16 protein-coding genes and 1 pseudogene are annotated in these 17407 nt (G+C 69.3%); 6 read left to right on the forward strand and 11 right to left on the reverse strand.

Annotated elements, in window-relative coordinates:
* Nucleotides 1–90 precede the first annotated feature (90 nt).
* From MJQ72_RS32235 to MJQ72_RS32250, 4 genes are all read right to left on the reverse strand, one after another.
* Nucleotides 91–1161 (reverse strand): Glu/Leu/Phe/Val dehydrogenase, encoded by a 1071-nt coding sequence (locus tag MJQ72_RS32235; RefSeq protein ID WP_240594761.1) that lies wholly within the window; start codon nucleotides 1159–1161, stop codon nucleotides 91–93.
* 159 nt (nucleotides 1162–1320) lie between these two features.
* The gene (locus MJQ72_RS32240) at nucleotides 1321–2514 is read right to left on the reverse strand and encodes a kynureninase (protein WP_240594762.1); all 1194 of its coding nucleotides are present in this window, start codon (nucleotides 2512–2514) and stop codon (nucleotides 1321–1323) included.
* Nucleotides 2511–3293: a tryptophan 2,3-dioxygenase gene (locus MJQ72_RS32245; protein ID WP_240594763.1), complete on the reverse strand. Its 783-nt coding sequence runs from the start codon at nucleotides 3291–3293 to the stop codon at nucleotides 2511–2513. Before MJQ72_RS32245 ends, MJQ72_RS32240 begins: the two co-directional genes overlap by 4 nt.
* 169 nt (nucleotides 3294–3462) lie before the next feature.
* Nucleotides 3463–4284 carry a PaaX family transcriptional regulator C-terminal domain-containing protein gene (locus MJQ72_RS32250; RefSeq protein ID WP_240594764.1) on the reverse strand — a complete coding sequence of 274 codons (822 nt, stop codon included), beginning with the start codon at nucleotides 4282–4284 and terminating at the stop codon, nucleotides 3463–3465.
* A gap of 48 nt (nucleotides 4285–4332) precedes the next feature.
* On the opposite strand from MJQ72_RS32250, the pseudogene MJQ72_RS32255 reads away from it, so the two are divergent.
* The 4 genes and pseudogenes from MJQ72_RS32255 to MJQ72_RS32270 all read left to right on the forward strand — a co-directional run bounded on the left by MJQ72_RS32255 (nucleotide 4333) and on the right by MJQ72_RS32270 (nucleotide 8069).
* A pseudogene (locus MJQ72_RS32255) lies at nucleotides 4333–5057 on the forward strand (creatininase family protein).
* Nucleotides 5054–6556 (forward strand): benzoate-CoA ligase family protein, encoded by a 1503-nt coding sequence (locus MJQ72_RS32260; RefSeq protein WP_240594765.1) that lies wholly within the window; start codon nucleotides 5054–5056, stop codon nucleotides 6554–6556. Before MJQ72_RS32255 ends, MJQ72_RS32260 begins: the two are co-directional and overlap by 4 nt.
* The gene (locus MJQ72_RS32265) at nucleotides 6553–7245 is read left to right on the forward strand and encodes an SDR family NAD(P)-dependent oxidoreductase (protein ID WP_240594766.1); all 693 of its coding nucleotides are present in this window, start codon (nucleotides 6553–6555) and stop codon (nucleotides 7243–7245) included. Before MJQ72_RS32260 ends, MJQ72_RS32265 begins: the two co-directional genes overlap by 4 nt.
* Nucleotides 7242–8069: an enoyl-CoA hydratase family protein gene (locus MJQ72_RS32270; protein ID WP_240594767.1), complete on the forward strand. Its 828-nt coding sequence runs from the start codon at nucleotides 7242–7244 to the stop codon at nucleotides 8067–8069. The genes MJQ72_RS32265 and MJQ72_RS32270 overlap by 4 nt, the downstream gene beginning before the upstream one ends.
* A 48-nt stretch (nucleotides 8070–8117) precedes the next feature.
* On the opposite strand, the gene MJQ72_RS32275 is transcribed toward MJQ72_RS32270, so the two are convergent.
* Nucleotides 8118–9062: a YafY family protein gene (locus MJQ72_RS32275; protein ID WP_240594768.1), complete on the reverse strand. Its 945-nt coding sequence runs from the start codon at nucleotides 9060–9062 to the stop codon at nucleotides 8118–8120.
* Nucleotides 9063–9124: 62 nt separating this feature from the next.
* On the opposite strand from MJQ72_RS32275, the gene MJQ72_RS32280 reads away from it, so the two are divergent.
* A complete protein-coding gene (locus MJQ72_RS32280) occupies nucleotides 9125–9595 on the forward strand; it encodes a VOC family protein (protein ID WP_240594769.1) in 471 nt (156 codons plus the stop codon).
* Here MJQ72_RS32280 and MJQ72_RS32285 read toward each other — a convergent pair.
* The 5 genes from MJQ72_RS32285 to MJQ72_RS32305 all read right to left on the reverse strand — a co-directional run bounded on the left by MJQ72_RS32285 (nucleotide 9587) and on the right by MJQ72_RS32305 (nucleotide 14499).
* Nucleotides 9587–10504 carry an SMP-30/gluconolactonase/LRE family protein gene (locus MJQ72_RS32285; protein ID WP_240594770.1) on the reverse strand — a complete coding sequence of 306 codons (918 nt, stop codon included), beginning with the start codon at nucleotides 10502–10504 and terminating at the stop codon, nucleotides 9587–9589. The genes MJQ72_RS32280 and MJQ72_RS32285 overlap by 9 nt on opposite strands.
* A gap of 173 nt (nucleotides 10505–10677) precedes the next feature.
* The gene (locus MJQ72_RS32290) at nucleotides 10678–11334 is read right to left on the reverse strand and encodes a histidine phosphatase family protein (protein WP_240594771.1); all 657 of its coding nucleotides are present in this window, start codon (nucleotides 11332–11334) and stop codon (nucleotides 10678–10680) included.
* The gene (locus tag MJQ72_RS32295; RefSeq protein WP_240594772.1) at nucleotides 11334–12398 is read right to left on the reverse strand and encodes a phosphotransferase family protein; all 1065 of its coding nucleotides are present in this window, start codon (nucleotides 12396–12398) and stop codon (nucleotides 11334–11336) included. The genes MJQ72_RS32290 and MJQ72_RS32295 overlap by 1 nt, the downstream gene beginning before the upstream one ends.
* Nucleotides 12395–13147: an SDR family oxidoreductase gene (locus tag MJQ72_RS32300; RefSeq protein ID WP_240594773.1), complete on the reverse strand. Its 753-nt coding sequence runs from the start codon at nucleotides 13145–13147 to the stop codon at nucleotides 12395–12397. Before MJQ72_RS32300 ends, MJQ72_RS32295 begins: the two co-directional genes overlap by 4 nt.
* Nucleotides 13148–13248: 101 nt before the next feature.
* Nucleotides 13249–14499 (reverse strand): S8 family peptidase, encoded by a 1251-nt coding sequence (locus MJQ72_RS32305; RefSeq protein WP_240594774.1) that lies wholly within the window; start codon nucleotides 14497–14499, stop codon nucleotides 13249–13251.
* A 261-nt stretch (nucleotides 14500–14760) separates the two neighbouring features.
* Here MJQ72_RS32305 and MJQ72_RS32310 point away from each other — a divergent pair, with 261 nt between their 5' ends.
* The gene (locus tag MJQ72_RS32310; RefSeq protein ID WP_240594775.1) at nucleotides 14761–15711 is read left to right on the forward strand and encodes a hypothetical protein; all 951 of its coding nucleotides are present in this window, start codon (nucleotides 14761–14763) and stop codon (nucleotides 15709–15711) included.
* Here the strand turns inward: MJQ72_RS32310 and MJQ72_RS32315 are convergent.
* Complete coding sequence (locus MJQ72_RS32315) at nucleotides 15708–17342, reverse strand: acyl-CoA synthetase (RefSeq protein ID WP_240594776.1); 1635 nt, start codon at nucleotides 17340–17342, stop codon at nucleotides 15708–15710. The two genes, MJQ72_RS32310 and MJQ72_RS32315, sit on opposite strands and share 4 nt — an antisense overlap.
* Between the last annotated feature and the right edge of the window lie 65 nt (nucleotides 17343–17407).

Consider the following 17407-nt stretch of genomic DNA (forward strand, 5'->3'; position numbering starts at 1 on the left):
CATGACGCGAAAGCCACTTTCGAGACATCTGGTGTCCCGAAAGTGGCTTTCGCGTCATGTGGGGGCCCGCCGTGCCGAGGGGCGCCCCGGTTACACCGTCAGGATCGACCGCAGCCCGCCGACCTCGGCCATCCGCCGCTCGGCCAGCCGGTCCGCCGCCGTCGCCGGCGGGACCCCGTCGGCCTTCGCCAGCGCGAACACCGCCTTCGTGGTGTCGAAGATGGCCGTCGTCTTGCGCTTGGCGCGCGCGAAGTCGAAGCCGTGCCGCTCGTCGTCGACCTGGATCACGCCACCGGCGTTGACCAGGTAGTCCGGCGCGAAGAGGATGCCGCGGTCGTCGAGCTGCTTGCCGACGCCCGGGTGCGCGAGCTGGTTGTTGGCCGCGCCGCAGACGATCTTGGACCGGAGCTCGCCGACGGTCGCGTCGGTGAGCACCCCGCCCAGCGCGCACGGCGCGAAGACGTCGAGTTCGGTGCGGATCAGCGCGTCGATGTCGTCGACGACCTCGACGCCGGGGTATGCCGCGCGGGTGCGCTCGATCGCCGCGGGCGAGACGTCGGTGATGACCACCTGCGCGCCCGCCTCGATCAGATGTCCGACCAGGATGTGCCCGACCTTGCCGACCCCGGCGACGCCGACCTTGCGGCCCGCGAGTTCCGGGACTCCCCAGACGGCGTCCGCGGAGGCGCGCATGCCCTGGTAGGTGCCGAAAGCGGTGAGCACCGAGGAGTCGCCGGCGCCGCCGTTCTCCGGCGAGCGGCCCGTGACGAACTCCGATTCGCGGGCGACGATGTCCATGTCCTGCACGTAGGTGCCCACGTCGCAGGCGGTGATGTAGCGGCCGCCCAGCGTCTGGACGAACCGGCCGAAGGCGCGAAGCAGCGCTTCGGTCTTGTGCTTCCGGGGGTCGCCGATGATGACGGCCTTGCCGCCGCCGAGGTCGAGCCCGGCGAGCGCGTTCTTGTACGCCATCCCCTTCGACAGCGCGAGGACGTCCGCGAGGGCGGCGTCTTCGGATTCGTAGGGGTAGAACCGGGTCCCGCCCAGTGACGGCCCGAGCGCCGTCGAGTAGATCCCGATGATGGCCTTCAGGCCGGTGGCCTGGTCTTGACAGAAGACGACCTGTTCATGGCCGGTACCTTGGCCGAACACTTCGGTCACTGTGGTGACTCCTTGTCCTGGAGTGCACGCTGCTTGTGGCTCACGTGCGAAGTTCCTGCAACAAGGCACAGTCCCCGACGAAGGTCGTCCGGCGGCGACGGTGCCACATCGCAAACCTAGATCGCCCCGGTCCGTTCGCCAAGCCGGGGGCGAGCAGTCTCAGCCGGTGACGACCTCTCGAAGGACGCGGAGCGCGGAATCGAGCTGACGGTCGGACAGATACGGCGCCGGCCCGAACCTCAGGTACGCGCCGCGGCTGTCGGTCCGGACGCCGCGTTCGGCGAGGGCGGCCTGCAGCGCGCCGGCGTCGGCGCACTTCAGCGACAGGAAACCGCCGACACGGTCCAGCGGCGTCTCCCGGTCACGGGTGACGACGTCCTCGGGCAGCCCGAGCTGGTCGAAGCCCTCGGCGAGGAAACCCACCTGGTGCCGCGACACCTCCCGCAGGAACTCGGGCGTGAGCCCGTGCTCGGCGAAGAACCGGAAGACGCGAGCGCCCCGGTAGTGGCTCGTCGGGTCGTAGGTCGCTCCGGCGAACCTGTCCGATCCGGCGGCGTAGGCGGTCTGGCCGGGACGGCGCTCGTCCGCGAGCGCGCCGAACTCGGCGTACCAGCCGGTGACGACCGGCCGCAGTTCCTGCGCGTGCGCGGGCATCCGCAGGAAGCAGTTGCCCTCGCCGAGCTGGAGGTACTTGTACCCGCCGCCGAGCACCCAGGCGTTGGTGAGCCCGAGGTCGTGCAGCGAGAACGGGACGACGCCGAGCGCGTGGTAGGCGTCGACGACGAGGTTCACCGACTTCGAAAGGCAGACGTCGGCGAGGTGCGCGAGGCCCGGCACGAGCCGGGAGGTCTCGAACAGCACGGCCGAGACGAGCACGGCGCCGGTGTCTTCGGTGACCTCGGCCGCGACGCGTTCGGCCAGCGTGGCGACCGGCGCCGCGGGGACGCGGACCACCTCGACGCCTTCCTCCGCCAGCCTGCCCAGCTGACGGCGCAGGGTGTGGAACTCGCCGTCGGTGGTGACCAGGCGCGGACGGCGAGGCAGGTCCATCGCCGAAAGGAACCGGATCACCAGATCGTGGGTGCTGGCGCCGAGCGCGATGGCGCCGTGCGGGTCGCCGAGCAGGGCCCGGAACCCGGCCCGCATCTCGTCGGCCTTCGCGAAGGCACGGTCCCACTTCGTGTCGACCTCTTCGGCCGCATCGGCGAAGGCTTCGAGAAGGCCTTCCCGCGCGACGTCCGGCCAGGCCTGATGCGAGTGGCCGGTCAGCAGGATCCGGTCCGCCACACCGAACGCCTTGTAGTGCTCCGCGAGCGCGTTGGGATCGCGGCGGAGTTCGTCGAGGTTCGTCAAAGCCTGCTCCGCACGGCCCAGAGATCCGGGAACATCGGGGAGAAAAGCGTCGTACGCAGATAGTGCGCGCCCGACGAACCCCCCGTCCCGGTCTTGTCTCCGATGGTGCGCTCGACCATCTTCACGTGCCGATACCGCCACTCCTGCATCCCTTCGTCCAGATCGACCAGGTGCTCCGCCACGACGGACGGCCCGGTGTCGTCGCGGTAGACCCGCAACAGAACCTCTTGGAGCGCCGGAGAGGGTTCGAGTGGCTTGGTGACATCGCGCCCGGTCGGGACGTCGTACTCCTTCACCGCGAGGTAGGTGACGAAGGAGTCGAAGAGCGACGGCCGTGACATCGCGTCCGCGATTTGGGCACGTTGTTCACCGCCTTCGGGGTAATGCGCGAACACCCGCTCGTCCCGGCGGCCGAGGACGGCCTCCAGGACACGGAACTGAGCAGACTGGAACCCGCTCGACGCGTCGAGTCGCGCACGGAAACTGGTGAACTGGCTCGGAGTCATCGTCTCGAGCACATCGATCTGCGCGACCACCACCTTGAAGATAGTCAGGATTCGCCGCAAAGTGCGGATGGCGTGAGCGGTGTTACCCGCCTCGAGTTGCTCCTGCAGGTAAAGCGCCTCGTGAAGAACTTGTTTGAACCAAAGTTCATACACTTGGTGGATCACGATGAAGAGCAATTCGTCGTGCTCGTCGGACCGCGGATGCTGTGCGTCCAGCAATTCGTCCAGTGAAAGGTAGGATGTGTAACTCAATGCGGCCTGAGTGTCGTTCATTTTTCTGTCACTCCATCGATATCGCGCCGACCGTGATCGCGCTGCCAGGGCGCACCCTTCCCGATCAGCGCACGTTGCCCGCGACGGCGCCCTGCCATCGCGATCACGAGGCCTGCCGGCCGAAAACGGCGCGACCCCGAAAAGATCAAGAGCCCCTCCCGGTCGCCAGTCATTTTTCTGTCACCTCGTCGAAATGGCGTTGCGCCGCCGTGGCCAGCGCCTGATAGAGATCGTGGAACAACTCGACCGCGGCCGCCCGGCTCGGCGGAGCGGGCACCAGCCCGACCGGGAGCTCCGGATCGAGGGACGGGAAGGCGCGGAACGTGTGCGTCAGCCAGGTTCGGACCCGGAACGCCTCGGCGTCGGGCAGGTCGGCTGAATAGCCCCCGAAATCCCGGACGAACGCGTCGTAACGCGCGGCGAGACCGTCGAGGTTCCAGGCCCGCGCGGCGAAGCGCCGGACGTCGAGGCCGGCCGAGGGTTTTCCGAGCATCAGCCCGGCGTGTTCGGCGACGTCCAGGTCGGCCAGCAGGGCGAGCACCTCGGCCTCGCGGTCGTGCGGGGCGATCCAGGTGCCGTCCTGGACCGGGCCGAACCCGAGGAAGCGCAGCCGCCGCACCAACCGCTCCCTGGCCTGGCGGCGGCTCTCCGGGATGCTCTGCCACAGCACGGTCCACTCCCCCACCTCGCGTTCACGCCTGCCGAGGGAGAAGATCCGGCGGTCGCCGTCCTCCAGCAGCGCGATCGTGCGGCGGGTCAGCGAGTAGTGGACGAGCCTGCCCGCCTTGTGCCTCGCGAGCAGGTCGCGGCGGGCGAGCCTGGCCAGCGCGATCCGCGCGGCGCCGTCGGAGAAGCCGAGCCCGGCGAGCACGCCGACCAGGCCGCCGGACCAGACACGGCGGGTCTCGCGCGGCGACACGTAGGTGCCGAGCAGGGTCATCACCAGCTCCTGGGGACCTGGGTCGCCGTGGGGCGTGGCCGATTCGGGCATGCGCGCAACTCTATACACCTCAGGCCGCTGCGGTGTAGCTTGATTCGAGTGACGTACTTCGCGGAGTTGAGCTCGCGTCAGGTGGCCGCGCTCGCGTCCGACGCGCGCGTTCCCGTGCTGCTGCTCCCGGTGGGCGCCGTCGAGCCGCACGGACCGCACGCGCCGCTGGGCACCGATCCCCTGATCTCCCGGGGATGTGCGAGCGGGCCGCCGCGCGGCTGGCAGGCGATCCCGGCCTGCGCGTGCTGATCCTGCCCGAGGTGCCGTACGGGGTGACGCGGTTCGCCGCCGGGTTCGCGGGCGGCGTCTCGATCGGCGAGGAGACCCTGTACGCGCTGCTGACCGAGATCTGCGGCGCGCTCACCGAGCAGGGGCTCACCAGGATCCTGCTGGTCAACAACCATTTCGAACCGGCGCATCTCGCCGTGCTGCGGCGGGTTGCGGAGACGGCGGGCGTCGGTTTCGTCGACCTCGTCCGCCGCCGGTACGCCGCGCGCCTCACCGACGAGTTCCGCTCGGGCGAATGCCATGCCGGGCAGTACGAGACGTCGCTGGTGCTCGCCGACCGGCCGGATCTCGTCGACGCCGCCGTCCAGCGCGCGCTGCCCGCGGTCCACGTCGACCTGGCGCGCGGCGGGGTCACGGACTTCGCCTCGGCCGGGATGACCGAGGCCTACTGCGGAACCCCCGCCCAGGCGACCGCCGAGGAAGGCGAGAAGACCTTCTCGGTACTCACCGACATCCTGATCGAAGCGATCCGGGAGCTCGTATGACCTTCAATCTGGCGACCCATTTCGTGGACCGCCTCCCCGGCGAGCGGACGGCGTTGCTGTGCGGCGACGAGGAAGTCACGTACGCGGAGCTCGCGGCGCTGGTGAACCGGGCCGGGAACGTGCTGCGCGAGCTCGGTGTCCGAAGTGGACAGCGGGTCCTGCTGGCGCTGAACGACGGCGTCGAGTTCGTGGCCGTGTGGTACGCGGCGCAGAAGATCGGCGCGGTCACCGCCGAGGTCTATTCCTTCCTGCAGCCCAAGGATTACGCGTACTACCTCGGCTACACCGAGGCCGCGGTCGTCATCGCGGACGCCTCGACGTTGCCGGCGCTGCGCGAAGCCGGCGCGCGGAACCTGCTGGTCGTCGGCGATGTGGAGTTGCTCCCCGGCGAGCATTCGTTCTCCACGCTGATCGCCTCGGCATCGGCCGAGCTGGAGGCCGCGCCGACCACGCTGGACGACGTCGCGATCTGGAAGTTCACCACCGGCAGCACCGGTGCGCCCAAGGCGTGCGTGCACCCGGCGCGCAGTGCGCTGGAAAGCTTCGACCGGTACGCGCTCGGCGTGCTGGGACTCCGCGAGGACGACCGCGTGCTCGCCGTGCCGAAGCTGTTCTTCGGCTACGCACGGGATCTGACCGCGCTGTTCCCGTTCGGCGTGGGGGCCTCCGGGATCGTGTTCCCCCAGCGCAGCACCGCCGACCTCCTGTTCTCGCTGATCGAGCGCTACCGGCCGACGATCCTGGTCAACGTGCCGACCATGATGAGCGCGATGATCGCCCATCCAGCCGCGTCTACTGTGGACATGAGTTCGCTTCGGCTCGCGACGTCGGCGGGCGAGGCGTTGCCGTCGGAGCTGCATCGCAAGTGGGACAACCTGTTCGGGGTTCCGGTGATCGACGGGATCGGCTCGTCGGAGGCGTACCACATCTATCTGTCCAATGTGCCCGGAGCGCAGCGGGTCGGCAGCCTCGGCCGCGAGGTCCCCGGCTACATCGCTCGCGTGCTGGACGAAAGCGGCGATCCCTTGCCGGACGGGGAGATCGGCACCCTGGAGGTGACCGGGCCGACCATCGCCCGCGAGTACCACGGCGACACGGAGAAGACCGCGCGGACGTTCCACGGCGACACCCTGCGCACCGGCGATCTGTTCAGCCGCGACGCCGACGGGTACTTCCACCACCACGGCCGCGCCGACGACCTGCTGAAGGTGTCCGGTGTCTTCGTCGCGCCGAGCGAGATCGAAGACTGTCTCATCGGTCATCCCGCCGTCGTCGACTGCGCAGTGCTGGGCGTGACCGTCGACGGCCTGGTCGTCCCGCGGGCGTGCGTCGTCCTGGCCGAGGGCGCTTCCGTCACGCCCGAGGAACTCAAGGATCACGCGCGGGCCCAGCTGGCGAAGCACAAATACCCGCGCGAGGTGGTGTTCGTGACCGAACTCCCCCGCACCGCCAACGGAAAACTCGATCGGCGCGCGTTGCGCCGGGTGGAGGCAGAGTGAGCAGGATCGTCGTCGTCACCGGCGGGACCCGCGGGATCGGCGCGGCCATCGCCGCCCGCTTCCAGGCCGCCGGCGACAAGGTGCACGCCCCCGGCCGGGCCGACTGCGACGTCACCGACGAAGACGCCGTCGCCCGGTACTTCGACGGCCTCGGGCCGGTGGACGTGCTGGTGAACAACGCCGGGATCTCGGCGAGCGCCCCGCTGGCGAAGACCTCGCTGGAGCAGTGGCGCACGCAGATCGAGGTCAACGCGACCGGCGCTTTCCTCTGCACCCGGGCGGTCCTGCCCGGCATGCGTTCGCGCGACACCGGGCGGATCGTCACCGTCGCCTCGACGGCGTCGCATATCGGCTACCGCTACACGGCCGGGTACACCGCGTCGAAGCACGCCGCCGTCGGCCTGATGCGGGCGACCGCCGCGGAACTGGCGGGCACCGGCGTCACCGCGAACGCCGTCTGCCCGGCCTTCGTCCGCACGGACATGACGGCCGCGTCGGTGGCCCGCATCCAGGAACGGACCGGCCGCGGCGAAGCCGACGCGGAAGCCGCCCTCGCCGCCGCGTCGCCGCTCGGCCGCCTGCTCGAACCCGACGAGGTCGCCCACGCGGTGACCTTCTTCGCGGCGCCCGAAGCCGCCGCGATCAACGGACAGACACTCGTCCTCGATGGAGGTGGGATCCAGTCATGAGCCCGTTCCGCGCCACGCCGCCGATCACGACGGACTGGGAGCACTTCGACTTCACCGTGGACGACGGCGTCGCCACGGTCACCTTGAACCGCCCCGACAAACTGAACGCGCTCACCTTCGACAGCTACGCCGACCTGCGCGATCTGCTTGCCGAGCTGCCGCACCGCGGCGACGTCAGGGTGCTGATCATCACCGGCGAGGGACGCGGTTTCTGCTCCGGCGGCGACGTCGAAGAGATCATCGGCGAACTGCAGAAAATGGAGTCCGCGGAACTGCTGGAGTTCACGCGCATGACCGGCGCGGTGGTGAAGGCGCTGCGGGAATGCCCCATCCCGGTGATCGCCGCGGTGAACGGTGTCGCCGCGGGCGCGGGCTCGGTGATCGCGCTGGCGAGTGACTTCCGGCTTTTGGCGTCGTCGGCGAAGTTCGCCTTCCTGTTCACGAAGGTCGGCCTGGCAGGCGCGGACATGGGCTCGGCGTACCTGCTGCCGCGGCTGGTCGGACTCGGCCGCGCGACGGAACTGCTGATGCTGGGCGACAAGATCGACGCCGCCCGGGCCGAGGCCATCGGGCTGGCTTCTCAGGTCGTCCCCGACTCCGACCTGGCTTCTGCCGCCTCTGCTTTGGCGCGGCGTTTGGCCGACGGGCCGGCTTTGGCGTACAGCACGACGAAGGTGCTGCTGACGCGTGAACTCGACATGGATTTGGGGAGTTCCATCGAGCTGGAGGCGATCACGCAGGCCCTGCTGATGACGGCGAAGGACCATGGGGAGTTCTATGCGGCCTGGACGGCCGGGCGTTCGCCTCAGTGGACCGGCCGGTGAGCCTCACGTCTCGTGAGTGGTAAGGACGGTTAGAACCGTCCTTACCACTCACGAGACGTGACCGGCCGCACCGAGCAACCGCTCGGCCAGCACCCGGCACCGCTCCCCCAATTCCGCCGGCTCGATCACCTTGAAAGCATGACCCAGCACCACCACGTGCATCAGCAGGAAATCGAGGTCCCCCGCCCCGCTCAACACCTCGCACCGCGAACGCCCGAGATCCCGCACTACCGCCGCCGACGCCGGGATCTGCGAACGCACCACCGGAGCGGGCGCGTGCACGAGGAAACGCGCCTGGTGCCGGTAGACCCGGCTGGCGATGTTCTCCTGCACATACGCCGCCGCGTCGGGCGCCGGGCGCGGGCGGAAACGCCACGAACGCGCGGAAACCTCGGTCATCTTGTCGACGCGGAAGGTGCGCCAGTCGTCGCGGTCGAGGTCGTAGGCGAGCAGGTACCAGCGCCGTCCCGAGGCCACCAAGCGGTACGGCTCGACCCGCCGCGGCGCGGAACCCGAAGACGGATACTCGAAGCCCACCTCGACCTCGTCGCGGCACGCACGGGCGAGGGTCATGAGCACGTCGGGGTCGATCGGCGCGCGGCTTCCGTCGAAGGCGACCACCGAGCCGGACAGCGCGCTCACCTCGTGCCGCAGCCTGGTCGGCAGCACCCGGTCGAGTTTCGTCAGCGCCCGCAGCGCGGCTTCCCCGTTGCCCGCGCCGGCGAGCAGCGACACCGCGGTGGCGATCGCCTCCTCGTCGTCCAGCAGCAACGGCGGCATGTCGTGGCCTGGCCCCAGCTGGTAGCCGCCGCCGACGCCGTTGCTGGCCTGCACCGGATACCCGAGCGCGCGCAGGCGCTCGACGTCGCGCCGGATCGTGCGAGGGGTGACGCCGAGCCGTTCGCCGAGCTCCGGGCCGGTCCACACCGCGCGCTGCTGCAACAGCCCGAGCAGCGTGAGCACCCGCTCGGTGGTCCCGCGCTCGTCCTCCATGTCACCCACTCTGCCAGAGATAGCGGACCGATCCTGTCCGCTAGGCATGTCAGAGTGATCCCATGAACCGCAAGAGCCGCGAATTCCAGGTCAGCTTCGACGCCCTCGACCCGAAGGCCCTGTCCACCTTCTGGCGTGACGCCCTGGGCTACGTCCACCCCGGCCCTCCTGGGGTCGAGGTGCCCGAGGGCACCGACCCGCTGGACGCGTGGGACGAGTTCCTCGAACGGGTCGGCGTGCCCGTGGATCAGCGCAACACCCGCTCGGCCCTCGAAGACCCGGACGGCGAAGGGCCCAGGATCTTCTTCCAGCAGGTCCCGGAGGACAAGATCGCGAAGAACCGCGTACACCTCGACATCCGCGCCGCTCCCGGCCTGCAGGGCGACGAGCGCATGGCGGCGCTCGAAGCCGAATGCGACCGTCTCGTCGCCCTCGGGGCGAAGCGGGTTCAGCGCTTCGAGCCCGAGCAGCCGTTGAGCCTCGGCTTCATCGTGATGAACGACCCGGAGGGCAACGAATTCTGCCTAGACTGAGGTGACGGCGATCGCGTTGTCCTCCAGGGAGCCGAAGTAGAGCTTCCCGGCCCGCTCGCGAACGCCGACGAGCACATGGAACCCGTCGATCGCCCCGCGTAGTTCGTGGACCTGCTTCCCGTCCGGAGCCACCGCGCGCACCCCGCATTCCCGCGCGGGAGCGGGCTGCAGCGCGGTCGGCAACGCCCGGACACCGGCCCGCAGCGGCGCGGGGAGCTTCTGCACCAAGGAAAGCGCGGGCACCTTCGGGCTCGCCACGGTGATCCAGATCAGCCCGTCGCTGCCGGTCGAGATGTTGTCGGGATAGCCCCACAGATCGTCGACGAGGTAGTCCCGCGTGCCCGCCTTGTCGCCCGTGAGCCACACGCGCGCGACCCGGCAGGCACCGGTCTCGGCGACGGCCACAAAGGACTCGTCGGGCGGGAGCGCGACGCCGTTGGCGAACTGGAAACCGTCCGCGAGCTGCTCGATCTTCCCGTCCGGCGTCCGCCGCAGCAGCCGTCCGCCGCCGGTCTGCTCGATCAGGTCGTCCCGCCATTTCTCGATGCCGAAGCGGCGCGACGAGTCGGTGAAGTACACCGTGCCGTCGGAGGCGACGGCGGCGTTGTTGCAGAACACGAAGTCGAGGCCCACCGCCGAAGTCGCCAAGGTGGTCACGGGGCCGCCCGCGAGCGGCATGGTGAGCAGACCGGCCTTGGCGTCGCAGATCAGGAGGTCTTCGCCGTAGAACTCCAGTCCCAGGGGGCGGCCGCCGGTGTCGCCGAGGACGTCGATCCGCTTGCCGTCCGGCGTGACGCGCAGGATCCGCCCGTCGTCGACGCCGGTGTAGATCCGCCCCTGGTCGTCGACCACGACGTCCTCGGGACCGTGCCCGTTGACCGGGATGACCGTGACCTCGCCGAACGCCATCGCGTGTCTCCTAGTGTCGCGCACCGGAATGCGGTGCATGAGTCGGTGGATTCAGGTTTCCGCTGGCGGTGTTGCCGGTTCGTCCTCGTACCGGGTTGTACTCGGGCGGACCGGCAACGCCGCCAGCGGGAAGCTGGGCCGCCGAATCATGTGCCGCATTCCGGTGCGGGACACTAGCGATAAGTGAGTAGTTCCGCGGCTTCCGCCTCGAAATGCGGATGTTCGTTGAACGACAACAAGGTCACCCCGCCGCGGCCGGACACCAGTTTGGTGATGCCCGCGTTCACGGTGACCCGGTTCAATTTCAGCAGCCCCGCCTCCGGCGTGCCCATGAGCGCGCCGCAGACCGTCGCGATCACGCCACCGGAGCTGAAGACGACGGCGTGTTCGCCCTTGGCCAGCGACGCCACGACATCGGCCAGCGCGCCCTTGACCCGGTCCAGGAACTGCGGCCAGGTCTCGGCGCACGGACCCGAAGCACCCGCCGTGACCCAAGCGTTGAGCGCACCGTCCAGCGCGGCCTGATACGCCCGCGAATCGGTCTGCTGGACACCGGCGGCGTGATGCTTCGCGATGTCGACGTGGTCGTACTCGTTCCAGCGCTCGTCCTCGACGACGGCTATCCCGGAGCCGAGCACCTTCAACGCCGTCGCGGCCGTGTCCCGTTGGCGGGCAAGGGAACCCGCCCGCGCCTGGGTGAACTCGACGCCCCGCCGGAGCAGTTCCTCACCGACCACAGTGGACTGTTCGAAGCCGCGCGGCGAGAGCTGGTCGTAGTTCTCCGCGCCGAACGACGCCTGCCCGTGCCGGACCAGGTAGATCGCGCCCATCACGCGTGCCCTTTCGCGATGATCCGGCGGCAGCGGCCGTCGAGGTACCCGACGAACTGCCAGAGGTCCTTCAGCGCCGGATTGGCCGTCTGCCCCGCGTGGTAGCGGTAGTAGATCTGCTGGATCACCACCGCGAGCCGGAACAGGCCGTACACCTCGTAGAACGTCCAGTCCCCGATTTCGAGACCGGACCGCTCCGCGTACCGCCGCACGAATTCCTCGCGCGTGTACATCCCCGGCAGGTGCGTCGGCTGACGGCGGCTGAGCTTCATGACGTCGTCATCGTCGTCCTGCACCCAGTACGCCAGGGTGCTGCCCAGTTCCATCAGCGGATCGCCGAGGGTGGCCATCTCCCAGTCGAGGACTCCGACGATCCGCAGCTCGTCGTCGAGCACCAGGTTGTCGAGCCGGTAGTCGTTGTGGATCAGGCAGATCTTGACCTCGGACGGCTGATTGTCCTTCAGCCACGCCATCACCTCGGCGCAGTCCGGGACGTTCTCCGTACGCGCCTTGAGGAATCGCTCCGACCAGCCGCGCACCTGGCGTTCGACGTAGCCGGCGCCCTTGCCGAGATCGGCCAGCCCGGCGGCCTCGACGTCGACGGCGTGCAGCTCGACCAGCCGGTCGACGACCTTGCCGCACAGTTCGCGCGCGCCCGCCGGCGACAGGTCGAAACCGGCGGGCAGATCTCCGCGCAGGATCAGGCCTTCGAGCCGCTCCATCACGTAGAAGTCGCCGCCGAGCACGCCTTCGTCGTCGCAGAAGGCGAGAACCTCGGGTACGTAAGGGAAGACCGGCCGTAACCCTTGCTGCACCCGGAACTCGCGGCGCATGTCGTGCGCGGACGCGGCCTTGTGCCCCAGCGGCGGGCGCCGCAGGATCAGCTCGCGATCCGGATAGGTCAGCAGATACGTGAGATTCGAGGCGCCGCCGGGGAACTGGCGGACCCCGGGCGGCGCGTCGCCGAGCCCGGGCACCCGTGCGGCCAGCCAGGCGTGCACCGCGGCGGGGTCGAACGAGTCCTCACCGCGTACCTCGACGGTCTTGTCCGCGGCGACCGTCATCCGAACTTCTTCAGCAACGGCGCCGGGACGAACGGGAAGAGCTTCGAAAGCACGCTCCACGGCCACGTCGGCACGAACGCCTTCGCCGTCTCGGATTCGATCGCCTTCACCAGCGCCTGCGCGCCGGGCTCCGCCCTGACCGCGCCCGGGAGCTTCGAGATGTCTTCGTTCATCTCCGATTCGATGAACCCGGGGTGCAGCGTGGTGACCTTGATCGGGGTCTTCAGCAGCTCGATCCGGGTGCCCTCGGCGAACGACGAGATACCCGCCTTCGAGGCGGCGTACGCGGTGGCGTTGCCGGGCACACCGCGAAGCGCGAGGAACGAGGACACGACCACGAGGTGGCCGTCCTTCTGCTTGCGGAAGATGCCGACGGCGGCCTCGATCTGGGCGGCCGCGGCGAGGAAGTTCGTCTGGAGGGTCTCGCGGTTGGCGTCGAAGCGGCCGGTGCCGATCTTCTGGCCTTTGCCGAGCCCCGCGTTCACGATCACACGATCGAGGGAGCCCAGCTCCTCGCGGAACTCCTCGAAGACGGCGAAGACCTGGTCGTGGTCGTTCACGTCGAGCTTCCGGGTGACCACGGTGATGCCGGGGTACGCCTTCTTGAGCTCCGCGGCGAGGGCTTCGAGCCGGTCGACACGGCGGGCGGCCAACGCCAGGTTGCGGCCTCTCGCGGCGTACTGCCTGGCCATTCCTTCGCCGAGTCCGGAGCTCGCCCCGGTGATCAGGATGTTCTTCCGCAGGACCATGGGCAGGAGCTTACCCGTTGGTAACAAGTCTGGGATCCCCTTGGACACGGCGCTGCCCCCGGCGCCTGGAGTTCGCCGGGGGCAGCTTGTCCGCAAGGGTCTTACTTGACCTGGAGCAGCTTGTTCGCCGTTCCACCGGTCGGGTTGCTGATCTTGCCGTCCGCGGCGGCACCGACCAGGCCTTCGGCGACCTGGGCCGGGGTGGCGTCAGGGTGCGCCGAGAGGTACAGCGCGGCGGCACCGGCGACGTGCGGCGCGGCCATCGAGGTACCGCTGATGGTGTTGGTGGCGTCGTCACCGGTCGCCCACGACGAGGTGATGTCGACACCCGGCGCGTACAGGTCGACCACCGAACCGTAGTTCGAGAAGCTGGCCTGCTTGTCGGTCTTGTCGCTGGCGGCCACCGTGATGGCCTCCTTCACCCGGGCGGGCGAAGTGGTGCCGGCGTCGGAGGACTCGTTGCCCGCCGCGAGCGCGAAGGTCACGCCCTTGTCGATGGCGCCCTTGACCGCCGCGTCCAGCGCGTCGTCCGCGCCGCCGCCCAGGCTCATGTTGGCGACCGACGGGCCCTTGGCGTTTGCCGCGACCCAGTCGACACCGGCGACGACACCCTCGGTGGTGCCGCTGCCGTTGGCGTCCAGCACGCGGACGCCGACGATCTTGACGCCCTTGGCCAGGCCGTGGTCCGTGCCGCCGATGGTGCCGGCGACGTGCGTGCCGTGGCCGTGCTCGTCGTTGGGGGTGTCGTCGTTGTCGACGAAGTCCTTGCCGCCGGCCGCGCGGTCACCGAAGTCCTTGTGCGAGCCGCGGACACCGGTGTCGATGACGTAGGCGGTGACGTTGTCGGCCTTCGTCGGGTAGGTGTACTTGTTGTCGAGCGGAAGGTCCGCCTGGTCGACCCGGTCCAGGCCCCACGACGGCGGGTTGTCCTGGGTCTCGCTGATCTTGAACGTCTTGTTCTGGACGACGTACGCGACCTGCGGGTCGGCGGCGAGACGCTTCGCGGCGGCCTCGTCGGCCTTGATCGAGAAGCCGTTCAGCGCCGAGCCGAAGGTGCGGGACAGCGTGGTGCCGTACTGACCGGTGAGGCCCTGCGCCTTGGCGGCCACGTTCGCGGTGATCTCGCTCGCCGCGGCGACGCCCTGGCCGACCGCGGTGGGCTTGAGGACGACGATGTAGCTGCCGCCGACCGCGTTGGCCGCACCGGCGCCGCGGATCTCGCCCTGCTGCTCGGCGTTGGCCGCACCCGCGCCGAACGTGGCGACCGCCGCGGTCACACCGGCGAGGGCGACTCCCGCCACGAGGCCGCTACGGGTCTTTCGGGACTTCAGGTTCTTCCGGGACTTGCTCACTGGTTCCCTTCCTGCCGCGCCGTGCGGATCACCCGGGAGGATGATCGTTGTTAAGGGCCATGCAAGCCGGTGCGCAGGTGGCCGGGCAATGATTCACAGTTACCAGTACTAGGCCATCCGGAGTAACGACGCTCGTCCGGAAAGTCGTTTTCGCCTGGCAGAAGGCGCCCCTGAAGCGTTACCTCAGACTGTTAAAGTTATTCGTGTTGTTATCAACCGGGCGGTGTCAGGGAACGGCAGACGGGGGCGGTCGGGCAGCATATGGTGGCGGGGAGCGCGGCGGACCGAGTGACCACGGACGATGAGGATCAACCGCGTACCGCGTTCGCCACCGCGTTGCGATCGGCCATCGCCACGAGCGGCCTGAGTCTCGACCGTATCCAAGCCCGGCTGCTCGCGCGCGGCGCGTCGGTGAGCGTGACCGCGCTGAGTTACTGGCAATCGGGCAAACGTCAGCCGGAACGGCAGAGTTCGCTGTCCGCGGTCCGCGTGCTCGAAGAGGTGCTGGCGATCCCCGCCGGTTCCCTGCTCGGCCTGCTGCCGCCGCCACGGCCGCGCGGGGCGTCGTCACGCCGCAGCCGGGCCACCACCGAGCAGCCGCTGACCTTCCCGCTCGAAGCGCTCCAGGCGCTGCTGGAGAAGGTCGGCGCGCCCAACGCGCTCGAACAACACCATCAGCTGAAACTCGTCGGCCTGCACGACCTGTGCGAGATCGCCGAGGACGGCGGGCAACGCGCGGTGACCGCGCGGGCGGTGTTCCAGGCCGGCGCGGACGGACAGGACCGCTGGCTGCTGGTCTACGCCCAGGGCGACCCGGAGGCCGGGCCGCCGGTGCTGAACACACTGCGCAACTGCCACGTCGGCCGCGCCGAGGTCGACGACGAACACGGGCTCACGGTGGCCGAACTGCTCTTCGACCGGCCCATCGACCGCGGCGAGACCCACCTGATCGAGTACTCGCTGACCAACCCCGGGCCGCCGTATCCGGAATGCCGGAACACGCATTACCGCGAGTTCCGGCGTCCCGTGCGCGAGTACCTGCTGGAGGTCCGGTTCGACCCGGAGTCCAGCCCGGCGAAGTGCTGGCAATATTCGCGCCAAGGCACCTCGCCGATGGACCGCAAGGAACTCAAACCGGACCAGGGCAACGGCGTCCACGCCGTCGCGCTCGACTTCGGCCCCGGCGTGTTCGGCATCGACTGGGAGTACTAGTGCAACTTGTTGCGCAGCACCTTCCCGGTCGCGTTGCGCGGTAGCTCGTCGAGGAACTCCACATCGCGCGGCACCTTGTACCGGGCGAGGTTCGCCTTGACGTACTCGCGTACGCCGTCGACGTCCAGCTCCGATTTCTCGGCCCGCACCACGAACGCCTTCAGCCGCTGCCCGAACTCGGGATCCTCGACCCCGACGACCGCGGCCTCGATCACGTCCTCGCGTTCGACCAGGAGGTTCTCCACCTCGATCGGGAAGACGTTCTCGCCGCCCGAGACGATCATCTCGTCGTCGCGGCCGTCGATGAACAGCAGACCGTCTTCGTCGAAATGGCCGACGTCGCCGCTGGAGAGGAGACCGTCGATGATCTCCTTGTTCCGCCCGTCGGTGTAGCCCTGGAAGCTCAGCCCGCTGCCGACGAACACCCGGCCGGTGACATGCGGCTCGGTGATCTTGCCGCCCTTTTCGTCGTACAGCGCCACCTTGCAGCCCACCGGCGCGCGGCCGACGGTGCCCGGCGCCTTGCGCCAGTCCTCGGGCGTCGCGACCGTCGCGACCGCGACCTCGGTGGAGCCGTAGAGGTTGTGCACGACGTCGCCGAACGCGGCGGTCGCCCGGTTCCCCAGATCCGGTGACAGCGCGGAGCCGGCGACGAAGATGATCCGCAGGGACGAGGTGTCGTACTTGGCGCGGATCTCCTCGGGCAGGTCGACGATGCGCTGCAGCATCGTCGGCACGAGGACCAGCGTGGTGCAGCGGTTCTCCGCGACCCCGCGCAACGTCTCCTCCGGCACGAACTTGCGCCGCATGACGACCTTCGAGCCGAGCGCGAAGGACAGGATGAACTGCGACAACCCGGTGCCGTGGAACAGCGGCGCGCCCATGTAGGTCGCCTCGCCGGTGCGCAGCGGGATGCGGTCGAGGAACTGCGCCGAGGCGAGCGCGGAGGTGTGCGGCCGTGGCGCGCCCTTTGGCGTCCCGGTGGTGCCGCTGGTCAGCAGGATGAACCCGCCGGGTTTGGCCGGCGCGGGCCACGGTCGGTCGTCGGTGCTGGCGACCAGTTCGGCGACGACCGGGATATCGGCCGGGCGAGCCGTGTCCGAATCGACCCACGCGAGATAGTGCTCGACGTCGCCTTCGACGGCGTCCAGCAGGTCGGTGAACTCCTGGTCGTACACGAGCGCCGTGACGCCTTCACGCTTCGCGACGTCCGCGAGCTGGGGTTTGGCGAACCCGGTGTTCATCAGCAGCAGTTTGGCGCCGAGTTTGCCCGAGGCGAGCATCGTCAGCACGAGACCACGGTGGTCGCGGCAGAGCGCGGCGATCACCGAACCCGGGCCGAGGCCGCGTTCGGACCATGCCCTGGCCAGCGCGTTCGACTGGGTGTCGAGCTGTTTGAAGGTCAGCGGCCCCAGCTCGTCGATGATGCCGGTCGCGGTCGGGTCCCGGCGGGCGGCGATCATGTTCGCGCCGGCGAACGGGCCCCACTTCCGCACCATGACCAGCGAACGCAGGCCCTCGTCCACCCGCGGGATGGGGAGCAGGCCCGCTTGGCGCATCACGTCGATGCTGCGCACGGTCTCGGTCACCTTGCCCGCCACCAGGGTGGCGAGGCCGGTGGGGTTTCTCATCCGGGCACCTCCGTTGCTGCTGCGGCGAGACACCATGCCCCCGGCGGTTCGCGTACCGGCGGTAT

This window comes from Amycolatopsis sp. EV170708-02-1 (genome assembly GCF_022479115.1).
Lineage (GTDB): Bacteria > Actinomycetota > Actinomycetes > Mycobacteriales > Pseudonocardiaceae > Amycolatopsis.

Bases quoted from the DNA above. Each gene is read 5' to 3' on its own strand.
- MJQ72_RS32245 (WP_240594763.1), bottom strand. From the start codon at position 3,293: ATGAACGACACTCAGGCCGCATTGAGTTACACATCCTACCTTTCACTG.
- MJQ72_RS32250 (WP_240594764.1), bottom strand. From the start codon at position 4,284: ATGCCCGAATCGGCCACGCCCCACGGCGACCCAGGTCCCCAGGAGCTG.
- MJQ72_RS32260 (WP_240594765.1), top strand. From the start codon at position 5,054: ATGACCTTCAATCTGGCGACCCATTTCGTGGACCGCCTCCCCGGCGAG.
- MJQ72_RS32270 (WP_240594767.1), top strand. From the start codon at position 7,242: ATGAGCCCGTTCCGCGCCACGCCGCCGATCACGACGGACTGGGAGCAC.
- MJQ72_RS32275 (WP_240594768.1), bottom strand. From the start codon at position 9,062: ATGGAGGACGAGCGCGGGACCACCGAGCGGGTGCTCACGCTGCTCGGG.
- MJQ72_RS32280 (WP_240594769.1), top strand. From the start codon at position 9,125: ATGAACCGCAAGAGCCGCGAATTCCAGGTCAGCTTCGACGCCCTCGAC.
- MJQ72_RS32285 (WP_240594770.1), bottom strand. From the start codon at position 10,504: ATGGCGTTCGGCGAGGTCACGGTCATCCCGGTCAACGGGCACGGTCCC.
- MJQ72_RS32290 (WP_240594771.1), bottom strand. From the start codon at position 11,334: ATGGGCGCGATCTACCTGGTCCGGCACGGGCAGGCGTCGTTCGGCGCG.
- MJQ72_RS32295 (WP_240594772.1), bottom strand. From the start codon at position 12,398: ATGACGGTCGCCGCGGACAAGACCGTCGAGGTACGCGGTGAGGACTCG.
- MJQ72_RS32300 (WP_240594773.1), bottom strand. From the start codon at position 13,147: ATGGTCCTGCGGAAGAACATCCTGATCACCGGGGCGAGCTCCGGACTC.
- MJQ72_RS32310 (WP_240594775.1), top strand. From the start codon at position 14,761: ATGGTGGCGGGGAGCGCGGCGGACCGAGTGACCACGGACGATGAGGAT.
- MJQ72_RS32315 (WP_240594776.1), bottom strand. From the start codon at position 17,342: ATGAGAAACCCCACCGGCCTCGCCACCCTGGTGGCGGGCAAGGTGACC.